The organism is Streptomyces sp. NPDC096323 (assembly GCF_040302845.1).
GTDB lineage: Bacteria > Actinomycetota > Actinomycetes > Streptomycetales > Streptomycetaceae > Streptomyces.
Genome location: NZ_JBEOSI010000001.1, coordinates 622,387 through 637,098 on the forward strand (window position 1 = coordinate 622,387; position 14,712 = coordinate 637,098).

Consider the following 14,712-nt stretch of genomic DNA (forward strand, 5'->3'; position numbering starts at 1 on the left):
AGGGGATGGGGCCATGTCCTGTTCTCGGGAAGTGATGCGGGGGGTGCGCTAGTGGTGGGCCATGCCTTCCATCCCGGCCATCCCGTCCATCCCGCCGCCGGGGACGTTGCCGTCGGCGTCGGCCACCTGGAAGATCCCGACCATGCCCATGTCCGCGTGGCTCTGGACGTGGCAGTGGTACATCCAGTTGCCCGCGCCGACCCGGGCGCCCGCCACGACCTGGAAGCCGAAGGAGTCCCCCGGGCCGACGGTCTTGGTGTCGATGACACGGGTCTCGTCCTTGGGGCCCTGCATGATGCCGGTGCGGTTGTCGACCCAGCGGTGTCCGTGCACATGGAACGTGTGGAAGAACTCCCCGTGCGTGATGACGACGAACTCCACCCGCTCGCCGACGACGGCCTTGAGCGTCGGGACGTCGTGGTGGGCCCTGTTGTTGATCGTCATGTCGTTGAACACCACGGTGAACTGCTTGTCGGGCAGCACGTCGCCCTTGCGGCGTACGACGACGGCCCCGTACAGGCCCCTCTTGAGGCCTCCCGTGCCGTGCTCGGTGCCCACCTGGTGATCGTGGTAGTGCCAGTAGCCGGCGCTGCCCGTCTCCCACGTGCCGTCGTGGTTCGGCCCCGGGGCGTGGGTGCGCCAGACGTACGTCCGGCGGCCACCCGGTTCGACAACGCTGTCATTCATCTTGGTTCCGTCGCTCGCCACGTCGTAGTCCACACCGTGCACATGCAGACTCGCGGCGACGTCCAGGTTGTTGACGACCTCGATGTTCATCGTGTCGCCCTCGGTCAGCTCGATGAGGGGGCCGGGAACCGACGCCTTGCCGGGCTCGAGGCCGTAGCCCATCTCCCCGTTCGGCAGCTTCTCCATGTACAGGGTCAGCTCACGGACGGTGCCCTTGTTGTTCCCCTGCCCGTTGCCCTGGGCGGGCTTGTCCTTCGATACGGCCGCGGTGGCGCCCAGCACGGTGGGCACGACCGCCGCGGCTGCCGCCCCGGTGGCGAACGCCCGCCGGGAGAAGTGGCGTCTCAAGCCTGCGTCTGAGTCGAACATCGCTCTCCAATCCTCGAAACGCGAAGGTGCACGCGGTCGTTTCGTGGTCGTGGTCTGAGCCGCCGGTGACGGCAGCTGCCGTGTCACGGCGGTACGCGTGGTGCGCCTGGCATGTGGTCCCGCCGAGGGCGGGACGGTCGCCGGACCGGGCTTCGGACGGCGGCGGTCGGACTGGGCCAGGACCTGACGTGAGCTCTGACTCGGCTCGATGGGCCGGCCGCGGCCGGGACCGGACCGACTGGGTGGAGGGATTCACCTCGGAACGCTGGACACCGTAACGGCCAGGCATCCAGTTTTTCCAGACTCAGGTCAAAGTTGGTTGGATTCTCGTCATAGGTCTTGGCGAACCGTCAAAAGAACCGCTAGCTTCCCGACGTTGCCACGTTGTAAAGAGGCTGCGCGCACCCTCCCGCTCGGACCGGCCTGCCGGTCCGGTGTGCAGCCACTCGTACCTCGGAACGCGCTCATCCCGGCGACGAAACGTCCAGCAGGCGGGGCCGTGAGTCCTATGCGGTGCCGCACCAGCGATTTCCCGAAAGGTGCAGCAGTGTCCAGAAGACTGCTCCATGACCAGACGGATCCGCCCCCCTCAAGATCTGCGCTGTCCGCGCTACGTGACCGGTTCGGTGAGCATCCGGCGCTGATGGCACTGATGGCCGTGATCTTCACCGCGTTCGCCCTGGCCGTTCCTGCCGCGTACGCGGCGGTGAACGGCCCGGCGGAGCCGGCGGCCGCGAACCAGGTGCTCACCTGGACGGCCGGCGACGACTACACCAAGTACACGTCGGCTCCCGCCACCGCGGTGGCGGGCAAGACGACCATCGTGTTCGAGAGCAGCGCGGCGACGGGCAACACGACGGGGCTGACGCACACGCTGACGTTCGACTCGGCGAACGGCGACTACAACAACGATGTCAGCCTGAACATCCTGGCGAGCCCCTTCGACGCGGACGGCGGCAGGCACACGGCGGAGGTCACGCTCACGCCCGGCGTCTACCGGTACTTCTGTGCCATGCCGGGCCACCAGATGATGGCGGGCGAGCTGGTCGTCACGGCCGCCCCCGGTGAGGACACCACCGCGCCCGAGGCGTCCGCGTCCCTCGCCGGCACCAAGAACAGCGCCGGAGAGTACGTCTCCAGTGCCACCGTGACCGTCACCGCCACGGACACCGAATCGGGCCTGGCCACCATCGAATACGCACTCGACGGCGCCGCGTACAAGCCGTACACCACGCCCGTCGCCGTGAACAGCGCAGGACAGCACACCCTGTCCTACCGGGCCACCGACAAGGCCGGAAACACCTCCACCGCCAAGTCGGTCACGTTCACCGTCGCCGCACCCGAACCCCCCAAGGACACCACCGCACCCGACACCTCCGCCACCGTCACCGGCACCAAGAACAGCGCCGGAGAGTACGTCTCCAGTGCCACCGTGACCGTCACCGCCTCGGACACCGAATCGGGCATCGACACCATCGAATACGCACTCGACGGCACCGCGTACAAGCCCTACACCGCCCCCGTCACCGTGAACACCGCAGGACAGCACACCCTGTCCTACCGGGCCACCGACAAGGCCGGAAACACCTCCACCGCCAAGTCCGTCACCTTCACCGTCGTGGCCGCCCCGCCCAAGGACGAAACCGCACCCGCGGTCTCGGCCTCCGTCGCCGGAGCGAAGAACGACGCCGGAGAGTACGTCGACACCGCGACGGTCACCCTGTCCGCCACGGACACCGAATCCGGCGTCGCCACCATCGAATACGCACTCGACGGCACCGCGTACAAGCCGTACACCACGCCCGTCACCGTGAACACCGCAGGACAGCACACCCTGACCTACCGAGCCACCGACAAGGCCGGAAACACCTCCACCGCCAAGTCCGTCACCTTCACCGTCGTGGCCGCCCCGCCCAAGGACACCACCGCACCCGACACCTCCGCCACCGTCACCGGCACCAAGAACAGCGCCGGAGAGTACGTCTCCAGTGCCACCGTGACCGTCACCGCCTCGGACACCGAATCGGGCATCGACACCATCGAATACGCACTCGACGGCACCGCGTACAAGCCGTACACCGCCCCCGTCACCGTGAACACCGCAGGACAGCACACCCTCGCCTTCCGGGCGACCGACCGGGCGGGCAACACATCGGCCGCGCAGTCGGTGAAGTTCACCGTCGTGGCCGCCCCGCCCGAGGACCGGACCGCGCCGGAGGTGTCGGCATCGGTGTCCGGGACGAAGGACGACGCCGGTGCGTACGTCGGCAGCGCGACGGTGACGGTGACCGCGTCCGACACGGAGTCGGGCGTGGCCGGTATCGAGTACTCGCTCGACGGCGGGCCCTACCTCGGGTACTCCGGCCCGGTGGCGATCACCAAGTCCGGGAGCCACACCGTGCTCTACCGGGCCAGTGACAAGGCCGGCAACACGTCCACGCCGCAGTCACTGTCCCTCACGGTCGTCGACGGCAGGCCGCCGGCCGGCTGCGCCGAGACGGACGACCGGCCCACGGTGTTCACCGGCCTCGTCAACACCGGTGTCCCGAACCGTGTCACGACCAACGGCTGCACGATCAACGAGCTGATCGCGGACCACCGGGCCTGGAAGAGCCACGGCACGTTCGTCTCCCACGTCGGGGACATCGTCAACGCACTGCGGAAGCAAGGAGTCGTCGACCAGCGCGAGGCCGCGGCGATCAAGAAGGCCGCCGCCCAGTCCGACGTCGGTATGCGGGATCGCGGTCCTGACGGCCGCTGAGCCGATCCGGCAGGACGACGCGAGCAGCGCACCGGGCCCGGTGGGTGGAGTCCGAACACTCCTCCCGCCGGGTCCGGCCGCCTGCCCGCACAAGAGCCGGCGCCGAACCGGTCTGCCGCACACCGGCTTTGCCCGTGGCCGATGGAAGGTTCTGCGACTCGGCGCATAAGTATCTTTTCCCCACGGGCAGCACGGTGCTACCGTCCGACGCGACCCGAGCCCAACTTCGGCCGGTGGCACGGCATTTACCACCACGGGGGCGGCGTGAGGAGCTCGACGGTCCGGCCCGCCAATCTGCATCAGGCCCACCTGCTCCGCCTGCTGCGGGACCGCGGGCCGCAGTCCCGGGTCGCTCTGGGCGGTCTGGTGGAGCTCTCGCGTTCCAAGCTCGCGTTCGAGATCGAGCGGCTGGTGGAGTCAGGGCTGATCGTCCCGGACGGCCTCGCCGCCTCCCGCGGCGGCCGTCGTTCGCACAATGTCCGGGTCGCCCCCTCGTTCCGTTTCCTCGGTGTGGACATCGGCGCCACCTCCGTGGATGTCGCGGTCAGCAACGCGGAGTTGGAGATCATCGGCCACCTGGCCGCACCACTGAATGTGCGCGACGGCCCGGGCGCGGTCCTCGAGCAGGTGCTGGCGCTGGTCGGCCGGCTGCGCCGGACGACCTCGGTGGAGCACTTCGACGGTGCCGGGATCGGTGTGCCGGGCCCCGTCCGATTCCCGGAGGGTGTCCCCGTGGCGCCTCCGATCATGCCCGGGTGGAACGGTTTCCCGGTCCGTGAGGCGATGAGCCGTGAACTCGGCTGCCCCGTCCTTGTCGACAACGACGTGAACCTGATGACGCTGGGCGAACAACAGGCAGGCGCCGCGCGGTCCGTGCGCGACTTCCTGTATGTGAAGCTGGGTACGGGGATCGGCTGTGGCATCGTCGTCGACGGCGAGGTCCGCCGGGGTGTGACCGGAAGCGCGGGCGACATCGGTCATATCCAGGTGGAGCCGGACGGGCCCCGGTGCCCCTGCGGCAACACCGGCTGCCTGGAGGCCTGCTTCGGCGGGAACGCGTTGGCGCGCGACGCGACGGCACTCGCCCGGTCCGGCGGCTCGGCCGCACTGGCCGAACGACTCGCGTCGGCCGGGCGGCTGACCGCGAAGGACGTGTCGGCAGCCGCGAGCGCCGGGGACACAGCCGCCCAGGACCTGATCCGGGAGGGCGGAACGCGCACGGGTCACGTCCTCGCCGGCCTCGTCAGCTTCTTCAACCCCGGCCTGGTGGTCATCGGCGGCGGGCTCACCGGTCTCGGCCACAGCCTCCTGGCGAGCATCCGCGCCCAGATCTATCACCGGTCGCTGCCGTTGGCGACCGGCAATCTGCCGATCGTGCCGGGCGAACTGGGACAGGTCGCCGGTGTCGTCGGCGCCACCCGGCTGATCAGCGACCACGTCTTCTCGCCGGCCTGACACACTCCACCCCGCGAGAGCACTTGGTTCAGGCCGTCGCCTCCCGGAGCGCCCGCCTGCACAGCGCATCGGCCCTGCGGGTGGTCTCCGGCTGACGGAAGTCGCGGGCCAGCCGCAGTGTGTGGGCGCAGGCGTTGTCCAGGCCGGTGCGGTGCCCGACGGAGACGTACACCGGTTTGGTCCCGTCCTGGGTGCGCAACGCCTGCCCCACGACCTCGTCCCCGTCCATCAGCGGGGACCGGTCGCCGCGGCGAGGGCCCGGCTGTTCGTGCGAGAAGGTGAACGGGTTCTTCGCGACGCCGATGACGGGGAGCCCGGTGAGCACGCCCAGATGGCTGGCGAGGCCGAACCGGCGCGGGTGCGCCCGTCCGTAGCCGTCGCAGACGACGAGACCCGGGTCGACGGGCAGGGACTCCAAAGCGGCCAGCACGGTGGGGATCTCGCGGAAGGCGAGGAGTCCGGGCACGTACGGGAAGGTGACCTGCCCGACGGCGGTGGACTCGGCCACCACCTCCAGCGTGGCCGCGTCCAGCACGACGGCCGCCGCCACGACGACGTCTCGTTCGTCGTCGTAGGCGACGTCGACGCCCGTCACCCGGCCGGTACCCGGCGGCGGCCCGGTCTCGTCGAGTACCACCCGGGTGCGCAGGGTGTCCTGGAGGGCGCGCGCCTCGGCCTCGTCGGCGGGCATCCGGAGTGTCGTCATGATGGCGGTCAGCTTAGACCGGCCGGCATACGGAGGAGCGGCGCCAATCGAACACAGGGCCGCATGTGCCGTCCCGTAGCCTGCTGACCATGTTCGTACTCGACCTGTCCTACACCGCCCCGCTCGACCGCGTCGACGCGCTGCTGGCGGATCACGTCGCCTGGCTCGATGTCCAGTACGTGGCGGGGGTGTTCATCGCCTCCGGCCGCAAGAACCCCCGCGAGGGCGGGGTGATTCTCGCGGTCGGCGACGACCGGGACGCGATCACACGGCTGACGGAGTCCGACCCGTTGGTCGTCCACGGCGTCTGCGCGTACCGGATCACGGAGTTCATCGCGACGAAGACGGCGGACGCGCTCGCTCCGTACCGTCAGCAGCTTTAGGGAGTGTCCGGCCGGACCGCGCGTGCGGCCCGCCCCTTTTCGCCGGCTGCCCAGCAGCTCCCGTCCGGCGTGCAGTCGACCGTGTCGTACGAGCCGGTGTCGATCGTGCGCCAGGTACGGCCGCCGTCCGTCGTGAGGTCGGTACCGGTCGGGCCGACCGTCAAGGCCGCCGACCGGCTGTGCGGCAGCCAGGCGACGCCGGAGCGGTAGGCGGCGGGCGGCGTCCGGGACGGCTGCCAGCCGCGGCCCCCGTCGGAGGTGACGGCCGAGGCGCGGGGCGAGGGCTGGCTGGCGCGGTAGTCGCCGCCCACCGCGATGCCGTGACCGCGGTCGTGGAAGGCGAGGCCGAAGACACCCCGTGCCGGATCACCGGCCGGGATCGGCGAGTCGGTCGCCGCCCACGTCAGTCCGCGGTCGCCCGAGTGCAGGACCCGGGCGGCAGCCGCCCCGCCGGTGGCCAGCCAGACGTCCTTCGGACCGGAGCTGACCAGGCACTGGCCACTGGCCGCGAACCCCGCCTCGCCGGGCTGCGCCTCGGGCATGCCGGCGCTGGGCAGCACGTTCCAGCTGCGGCCGCCGTCGGCGGTGGACAGGATGCGGAACCGTCCGTCGACGGGGTCGCTCATGGCGAGGCCGTGGCGGCTGTCGAAGAAGGTGAGGCAGTCGTAGAACGCGCGGGCGTCGGTGTTGCGGAACGACTCGGTCCAGGTGGCCCCGCCGTCGTCCGTGCGCCACACCTGGGAGGCCTCGCCCTCGCCGATCGCCAGGGCCACGGCCCGCCGGGCGTCGAAGGCCTCGATGTCACGGAACTCCAGCCCCGCGCCGGCCGCACCGGGCGGCGAGACGTCGCGCCAGTGCCGGCCGCCGTCGGTGGTACGCAGCACGGTGCCCTTCGAGCCCGCGAGCCAGGCCGTACGCGTGCTGACGGCCGCGAGGCCGCGGAAGCGGGCGTCGGTACCCGTGTCGGTGGGCGTCCAGGCCGTGCCGTGCCGTTCGCCAGGTGCCGCGTGAGCCGCGGGCGCGGCCAGCGCGGCGGCCAGCGCCGCCCCGCACAGTCCCACTGACATCAGTCGTCTCGTCTTCCCAAGGGCCTTCATGGCGCTGGAAGCTAACTCAAGGGTCACGCCGCGTCCAGGGCGCATCGATCCGGGTGGGGCGCCGGTAAGTGGGCATCCGTGCAGGCAACGGCACGCGGTGACGCAGCTCACGCCGTGCTCCGGTGCACGGAACGGCGGATTCCGTCGTCTCTACAAGAGCGCCGGACGCTGCACGTGCCGGAAACCGTTCAACCGGTCGCGAGAGGGAGCAGGTCGTGTCCACCGAAATCGAACAGCCCGTGCAGGCCCGCATGGTCGCATCCGCACCACAGATGGAAACGCTTCCCGCGGTGCTGAGTTACAACCGCACGGATCCCTTCGCGGTGCGCATGGCGTTCCCCGCGCCGGCGACGCTGCAAGGGGCCGAGGTGTCCTGGGAGTTCTCCCGGGAGTTGCTGGCGGCCGGAATGGAGGGGCCGGCCGGGATCGGGGACGTACGCGTCAGGCCCTTCGGATACGACCGTACGGTGCTGGAGTTCCACGCCGCCGAGGGCATCGCCATGGTGCACGTGCACACGGCGGAGCTGCGCCGGTTCCTGCGGCGCGCGCAGGAGTTGGTCCCCGCCGGGGACGAGCACCGATTTCTGGATCTGGACCGGAGCCTGACCCATCTGCTCGGGGGGTCCTGCTGAACGACGGCCCCGGGGCCTCCGCACGGGACGGGGCTTTCTAATTCGCTTGCCCGTCCCGCGGGGCCGCCGTACCTTCGTACTCGTCCTTGTCGTCGCCGATAGGAGTAGGACGTTGCTCGTCTGAGGTCTTGAGACACCGTGTCGCACGCCGTGCCATGTCGCACATGTCCGCGTGCCCGAGTGTGACCTCAGCTCTTCGAGCCGTCCTCCGCGACCAGGGCTTTTCCTCTCCCCATTTCCGACAGGTCTCCGCCTCCGGGAATTCTTCCGTGGAAAAGCCGGTGACCGGTGTCTCGCCCCGTTGCCCCTGCCCTTCCTCGCAACCGGGAGATTCCTTATGTCTACCCCTCTCACCCACATCACCTGCTCCTCGCTCTCCTTCGCCTGGCCCGACGGCAGCCCGGTCCTCGAGGACTTCGACCTCACCGTGGGGCCCGGCCGTACCGGACTCATCGGACTCAACGGCTCGGGCAAGTCGACCCTGTTGCGGCTGATCGCCGGTGAACTCACGCCCGCCCAGGGCCACATCAGAACGGCGGGCGAAGTCGGGTACCTGCCGCAGAACCTGGTCCTGGACACCGCGTTGCGCGTCGACGCCGCCCTGGGCATCGCCGGGACCCGTGCGGCGCTGCACGCCATCGAGGCGGGTGACGCCTCCGAGGAGCGGTTCACCGCCGTCGGGGACGACTGGGACGTGGAGGAGCGGGCGCTCGCCACGCTCGACCAGCTCGGCCTCGGCCACATCGGGCTCGACCGCACGATCGGTGAGATGTCGGGCGGCGAGTGCGTGCTGCTGCGCCTGGCGGCGCTGCTGCTGGCCCGGCCCGACGTCCTGCTGCTGGACGAACCGACGAACAACCTGGATCTGTACGCACGCGGCCGCCTGTACCAGGCGGTCGACGCGTGGAACGGCGTCCTCGTCGTCGTCAGCCACGACCGGGAACTCCTCGAACGGGTCGACCAGATCGCCGATCTGCGGGACGCCTCGGTCACCTGGTACGGCGGAAACCTCTCGGCGTACGAGGAGGCGCTCGCCGTGGAACAGGAGGCCGCCGAGCGGATGGTGCGGGTCGCCGAGGCCGATGTGCACCGCCAGAAGCGCGAACTCGCCGAGGCCCAGGTGAAACTGGCGCGGCGCAAGCGCTACGGACAGAAGATGCAGGAGAGCAAACGCGAACCGAAGATCGTCATGGGTGCCCGCAAGCGCTCCGCCCAGGAATCGGCGGGCAAGCACCGCATCATGCACGCGGGCAGGCTGGCCGAGGCGAAGGAGCGTCTGGACGAAGCCGTCGACGCGGTGCGGGACGACGCCGAGATCAGGGTCGAACTGCCGCACACCAAGGTCCATCCGGGCCAGGGGGTTCTGCTGCTGAGCGATCTGGAACTCTCCTACGGGGCACGGGTGCGGGGTTCGTTCGACGTACGCGGCCCGGAGCGCATCGCGCTGGTGGGTCGTAACGGCGCGGGGAAGACCACGCTGTTGCGGACGCTGGCGGGCGAGCTGGAACCGGTCTCCGGCGAGGCGTCGGTGCTCCTGCCGATGCGCTTTCTGCCCCAGCGGCTGGATGTGCTGGACGACGAGCTGAGCGTGGTGGAGAACGTGGCGCGGTTCGCGCCGGATGCCACGGACAACCGCGTCAGGGCGCGACTGGCACATTTTCTGTTCCGGGGCGCGCGGGCCGACCGGCCGGCCGGGACCCTGTCGGGCGGGGAGCGGTTCCGTGCCGCTCTGGCCTCGCTGCTGCTGGCCGAGCCGGCGCCTCAGCTGCTGATGCTGGACGAGCCGACGAACAACCTGGACATGGCGAGCGTGCGCCGGCTGACCGCGGCACTCGACGCGTACGAGGGGGCGCTGATCGTGGCGAGCCACGACGTGCCGTTCCTCGAATCGCTCGGGATCACTCGCTGGCTGCTGCTGGACGGCGGAATCAGGGACACCACGGCCGAGGAGGTGCGCGCAGGGCTGTGAGGCGGGGCGGGGGTGGGGGCGGGGGGCCACGCGTGTCGGAAAGCAACGGCCGATCAGTCGATTTCCGGTGCCTTGCACGCCCTGCCCCCCGACCTCCCTGACCCTCTGTGTATACATCTGACCTGCACCTATGACAGTCTGTGAACGATTGTCGCCCGGATGGGCTTGGCGGGGGCCTTACCGCCGCTTTAACCTACGGTCTCGTAACCTACGAAGCCGTAGGTAATTCTCCCGTCCCCAGGAGCCCTCGTGACGATCACCTCTCCCCACCTCGGCAGTTCACAGGCGTGGACCGACGCCCAACTGCTGTTCGCGCTGGAAGAGGTGGTGGAGAAGGAACTCAACCGCCATCTCAAGGTCGCCAAGGACTGGATGCCGCACGAGTACGTGCCGTTCTCCGACGGCCGCAACTTCCCCGGGATCTTCGAGGACGGCCAGGCCTGGGAGGCCGGGCAGTCCAAGGTGACGGACATCGGCAAGATCGCACTGGTCGTGAACCTGCTGACCGAGGACAACCTCCCCAGCTACCACCACGAGATCGCCTCGCTCTTCGGCCGCGACGGCGCCTGGGGCACCTGGGTGCACCGCTGGACGGCCGAGGAGGGCCGCCACGGCATCGTGATGCGCGACTACCTGCTCACCTCGCGCGCCGTGGACCCGGACAAGCTGGAAGAGTTCCGGATGGCGCACATGGCGGAGGGCTTCGAGTCCGACAACCGCCACTCGATGCTGCACTCCGTGGCGTACGTGGCGTTCCAGGAGCTGGCGACCCGGGTCTCCCACCGCAACACCGGGCACCAGTCGGGCGACCCCGTCTGCGACCGTATGCTGGCGCGGATCGCGACCGACGAGAACCTGCACATGGTGTTCTACCGCAACCTCCTCGGTGCGGCCTTCGAGCTCGCCCCGGACCTGACGATGCAGTCCGTACGCGATGTCGTCGTGAACTTCCGAATGCCCGGCCACGGCATGCCCGGCTTCGAGCGGGCCGCCGCGCAGATGGCGATCGGCGAGATCTACAACATGCGGATCCACCACGACGACGTCATCCAGCCGGTGCTGCGCTACCTGAAGGTGCTCGACATCGACGGTCTGGGCCCGGAGGGCCTCCAGGCGCAGGAGGAGCTCGGTCTGTACATGAACGGGCTGGACAGCGAGGCGTCGAAGTTCGACGAGAAGCTCGCCGCCCGCAAGGCCCGCCTGGCGGCCCGCGCCCAGGCCTGACGGCCGGGCCCGACTCAGGCCTGACGGCCGGGGAAGCCCGCCCCCGACACAACCGCGACGGGGGCGGGCTTCCCCGGCCGTCCCCCGTCCCCGGGGCCGAGCCCTGCGCAGGGCCGCACGGACCGTACTCTGTGCGCGTGAAACCTGTGACCCGTCTCGTTCTGTTCGGTGCGCCGATCGTCATCGCCGTCTCCCTGCTCCTCAACGGCGGCGGCGACGAGGGGCTGCCCACGAGCTCCCCCGGGCGGACCGCGTCGCCCACTGCCGACAAGGGCGCGGACCCGTACGCCGAAGCGGACGACGAGGACGTGCGCGAGCTGAACGCACGCGTCGCCGCGATGCCGCCGGGCCTCGCCGCGCCGGAGATGCGCGAGGTCGCCTGGAAGCTGCTGGCCAGCGCCGAGGGGTCGAGCCTGGACTGGCACAGCCAGTACGGAACGATCGAGGACACCGGGGACGGCACGGGGTACAACGCCGGGATCGTCGGCTTCTCCTCCGGCACGCACGACATGCTGACGTTCGTCGAGTCGTTCACCGAGGATCATCCGGACAGTCCGCTGCGCCCGTTCGTTCCCGCGCTGCGGAAGGTCGACGGCTCCGCTTCGCACGAGGGCCTGGATCCCGGCTTCACGGCCGCCTGGAAGAAGTCGGCCGAGGACCCCGCCTTCCGTGCCGCCCAGGACCGCGTCCGGCTGAAGCAGTATTTCGAACCGGCCGTCCACCTGGCGAAACTGGACGGGCTCGGCGCCCTGGGTCAGTTCATGTACTTCGACGCCATGGTTCTCCACGGTCCCGGGTCCGAGGAGGACGCCTTCTACGGCATCCGGAAGGCGGCCCTGGCCGAGGCGGACACGGTCGCGGAGGGCGGCGACGAGCCGGCCTATCTGGACGCCTTCCTGGAAGCGGCGCGGACCGTCATGAAGTCGAAGAAGCACCAGCAGGACACCTCGCGCCTCGACACCGCCCAGCGGGTGTTCCTGGAGGACGGGAACCTGGCCCTGGAGCCTCCGCTGACCTGGCGGATGTACGGCGAGACGTTCCGCATCCCGTCCTGATCCGCCCTCCGGCGTTCACGCCCGGTCGCGGTCCACTCTGCGGAGCCGGTCGCGCTCCTTCTCGGAGAGACCGCCCCACACGCCGAAGCGCTCGTCGTTGTCGAGTGCGTACTCCAGGCAGGCCAGACGTCCCTCACAGGCGTTGCAGAGCTGCTTGGCCTCGCGGGTGGAGCTGCCGGGGGCGGGGAAGAAGAACTCGGGCCCCGTCTGTGCGCACAGCGCTGTCTCCTGCCAGGCGAGAGCGGGGTCGGTCGCGGTGTTGATCAGCATGGGCCACACAGTGCCCTGCCGCGATAAACGACTGATCAACGATCCATCAACCGGCCCGGCGTGCCGCTCGCGGCGGGCTCCCGGACCGCCGCCCGGTCAGGCGGCGGGTGTCTGCGCGCTCTTGATCACCGCGAAGGCGGCACCGTACGGATCGGCGACGTTGGCGAACGTGCCGACGCCCTCCATCTCCATCGGTTCGAGTGTCAGCTTGCCGCCGAGCCGCTCGACCTCGGCCGCCGCGGCATCGCAGTCGTCGACCTCGATGTACGGCAGCCAGTGCGGCCCGGCGACGGCCCGGACGGGCACGGCGTCCAGCGGGACGAGGCCGCCGAAGGAGGTCTCCTCGCCACCCCCCGCCGTCCGGACCACGGTGTACGCCCCACTGCCGTCCGGATAGGGCGTCTGCGTGGTCTCCCAGCCGAAGACCGCGCTGTAGAACGCCGCGGCCGCCGGAACGTCCGGGGTGTACAGCTCGGCCCAGCAGAGACTGCCCGGCTCGTTCACGACGCCGAGTCCCGGATTCTGCCGGGGCTGCCAGACGCCGAAGTACGCCCCTGCGCGGTCGGTGAACCCGCCCATCCGGCCGTACTCCAGCACGTCCATCGGCGGGAACGCCACCGTCCCCGCGGCCTTCTCCACGGCCTGGGCGGTGGCATCGACGTCCGCCGACTGGAAGTACACGGACCAGGACGGCTTCGCCTGGTCCTCGGTGACCGTCATCGCGCCGCCGACCGTCTTCCCGTCCAGCAGGAACATCCCGTAGCCGCCGGTCTCGGGGCCGCCGGCCTGGAACTCCCAGCCGAGGAGGGCGGTGTAGAAGGCCCTGGCCCCTTCGAGATCCGGTGTGCCGAGATCCATCCAGTTGGGCGCTCCGTCGACAAAACGGGTGGTGAGCATGACCGGCTCCTTCGGTGGTCCCGTTCCCGGACAGCGGGAATCGCTGATGCTTCGAGTCTTCCACCGGGCACTGACAACCGCAGTCCCTGCGTGCTCCGGCCGCGGCCGGCCGGAGCACCCCGTCCGGCCGTCAGCGGGCGACGCCCAGCGCCGGCAGTACCGTCTCCGCCACCCGGTACGCCTCCTCCAGGAGCGGGTTGCCGGAGAGGATGAACGTGTCTACCCCCAGGTCCTCGAACTCCTTCAGCCGCTCGACGACCTGAGCCGCCGATCCCACCACCGCGGTTCCGGGGCCCGGCCGGAACAGGCTCATGCCCGGCCACATGTTGGGGTGGACCTCCAGGTCACGGGCGTGCGCGGGAACCCTTCCACCGTGCTGGCGGAACTGCCGCTGCCAGCCGACACCGTCCTCGCCCGCCCGGTCGCCGAGCTGACGGGCGTACGTCGCGTCGCTGGTCACGTCGAGGAGCCGGTCGGCCGCGGCCCAGGCCTCCTTCTCCGTGTCCCGGACGATCAGGTGCAGCCGCAGTCCGATCCTGAGCGTGCGGCCGTACGCGGCGGCCCTGGCGCGGACCTTCTCCAGCTTCTCCTTCAACAGGTGGGGCGGCTCGCCCCAGGTCAGGAAGACGTCCACGTGCTCGGCGGCCATCTCGATGCCGGGGTCGGACGAGCCGCCGAACCAGAGCGGGATGTGTCCGTCCTGGACCGGCTTCAACTCCCGGAAGGAAGCGCCGGCGTTCTTCAGGTCGTAGAAGCGGCCCTTGTGGTCGAAGACCTCGCCGGCCGTCAGCCGCTTCACGATCGACCAGTACTCCGCGCTCAGCTCGTACCGCTCGTCGTGCTCCACGTGGAGTCCGTACTCCTGCAGAGACTTGGTTGAACCATTGACCACGTTGAAGCGGAGCCGTCCGCCGAAGAGCGTGTCGAAGCTCAGCGCCATCTTGGCGAGCAGGGTCGGCGCGACGAGCCCCGGGTGGACGGCGAGCAGGGGCTTGAACCGGGTGCTGGTCGAGGCGGCCAGCGCGCTGCCGAGCGGCCAGACGTCGTACAGGTCGGTGGCGAGCAACGCGCCGCTGTAGCCGAGCCGCTCGACCGTCCCGGCCAGCTGGGTCAGGTAGCCCAGGTCGACCGGGCGTCTGCCCGCCGGTTCCCAGGGGTAGGCGCCTTCGCGCGGAATGATGTACCAGAGGACTTCGGTCGCCATGGC

Annotated in this window: 13 protein-coding genes; 7 read left to right on the plus strand and 6 right to left on the minus strand. The window is 70.0% G+C overall.

What is annotated here, in order from left to right; genetic code table 11:
• Positions 1–48 precede the first annotated feature (48 nt).
• Positions 49–1,056 carry a multicopper oxidase domain-containing protein gene (locus tag ABTX18_RS02775; protein WP_352120919.1) on the minus strand — a complete coding sequence of 336 codons (1,008 nt, stop codon included), beginning with the start codon at positions 1,054–1,056 and terminating at the stop codon, positions 49–51.
• Positions 1,057–1,699: 643 nt separating this feature from the next.
• Here ABTX18_RS02775 and ABTX18_RS02780 point away from each other — a divergent pair.
• On the plus strand, positions 1,700–3,817 hold the full coding sequence (locus ABTX18_RS02780; protein ID WP_352120920.1) for a cupredoxin domain-containing protein: 2,118 nt from the start codon (positions 1,700–1,702) through the stop codon (positions 3,815–3,817).
• Positions 3,818–4,081: 264 nt separating this feature from the next.
• Positions 4,082–5,272, plus strand: coding sequence for an ROK family protein (locus ABTX18_RS02785; RefSeq protein WP_352120921.1), 1,191 nt, complete (start codon positions 4,082–4,084; stop codon positions 5,270–5,272).
• Positions 5,273–5,300: 28 nt separating this feature from the next.
• On the opposite strand, the gene ABTX18_RS02790 is transcribed toward ABTX18_RS02785, so the two are convergent.
• The gene (locus tag ABTX18_RS02790; RefSeq protein ID WP_352120922.1) at positions 5,301–5,978 is read right to left on the minus strand and encodes an endonuclease V; all 678 of its coding nucleotides are present in this window, start codon (positions 5,976–5,978) and stop codon (positions 5,301–5,303) included.
• A gap of 89 nt (positions 5,979–6,067) precedes the next feature.
• Here ABTX18_RS02790 and ABTX18_RS02795 point away from each other — a divergent pair, with 89 nt between their 5' ends.
• A complete protein-coding gene (locus ABTX18_RS02795) occupies positions 6,068–6,361 on the plus strand; it encodes a YciI family protein (protein ID WP_352120923.1) in 294 nt (97 codons plus the stop codon).
• On the opposite strand, the gene ABTX18_RS02800 is transcribed toward ABTX18_RS02795, so the two are convergent.
• Complete coding sequence (locus ABTX18_RS02800) at positions 6,358–7,458, minus strand: WD40/YVTN/BNR-like repeat-containing protein (protein WP_503061081.1); 1,101 nt, start codon at positions 7,456–7,458, stop codon at positions 6,358–6,360. The genes ABTX18_RS02795 and ABTX18_RS02800 overlap by 4 nt on opposite strands.
• 215 nt (positions 7,459–7,673) lie before the next feature.
• Between ABTX18_RS02800 and ssgD the strand changes: the two genes are divergently transcribed.
• From ssgD to ABTX18_RS02820, 4 genes are all read left to right on the plus strand, one after another.
• Positions 7,674–8,090 (plus strand): spore wall synthesis regulator SsgD, encoded by a 417-nt coding sequence (ssgD, locus tag ABTX18_RS02805; RefSeq protein WP_352120925.1) that lies wholly within the window; start codon positions 7,674–7,676, stop codon positions 8,088–8,090.
• A 337-nt stretch (positions 8,091–8,427) separates the two neighbouring features.
• The gene (locus ABTX18_RS02810; protein ID WP_352120926.1) at positions 8,428–10,059 is read left to right on the plus strand and encodes an ABC-F family ATP-binding cassette domain-containing protein; all 1,632 of its coding nucleotides are present in this window, start codon (positions 8,428–8,430) and stop codon (positions 10,057–10,059) included.
• A gap of 249 nt (positions 10,060–10,308) precedes the next feature.
• On the plus strand, positions 10,309–11,283 hold the full coding sequence (locus ABTX18_RS02815; protein ID WP_352120927.1) for an acyl-ACP desaturase: 975 nt from the start codon (positions 10,309–10,311) through the stop codon (positions 11,281–11,283).
• A gap of 146 nt (positions 11,284–11,429) precedes the next feature.
• Positions 11,430–12,338: a chitosanase gene (locus ABTX18_RS02820; RefSeq protein ID WP_352121154.1), complete on the plus strand. Its 909-nt coding sequence runs from the start codon at positions 11,430–11,432 to the stop codon at positions 12,336–12,338.
• Between the two features lie 15 nt (positions 12,339–12,353).
• Here the strand turns inward: ABTX18_RS02820 and ABTX18_RS02825 are convergent, their stop codons facing one another.
• The 3 genes from ABTX18_RS02825 to ABTX18_RS02835 form a co-directional block, all read right to left on the minus strand.
• Positions 12,354–12,608, minus strand: coding sequence for a WhiB family transcriptional regulator (locus ABTX18_RS02825; protein WP_219568402.1), 255 nt, complete (start codon positions 12,606–12,608; stop codon positions 12,354–12,356).
• Positions 12,609–12,704: 96 nt separating this feature from the next.
• Positions 12,705–13,505, minus strand: coding sequence for a VOC family protein (locus tag ABTX18_RS02830; protein ID WP_352120928.1), 801 nt, complete (start codon positions 13,503–13,505; stop codon positions 12,705–12,707).
• 130 nt (positions 13,506–13,635) lie between these two features.
• On the minus strand, positions 13,636–14,709 hold the full coding sequence (locus tag ABTX18_RS02835) for an LLM class flavin-dependent oxidoreductase (protein WP_352120929.1): 1,074 nt from the start codon (positions 14,707–14,709) through the stop codon (positions 13,636–13,638).
• Positions 14,710–14,712: the final 3 nt, after the last annotated feature.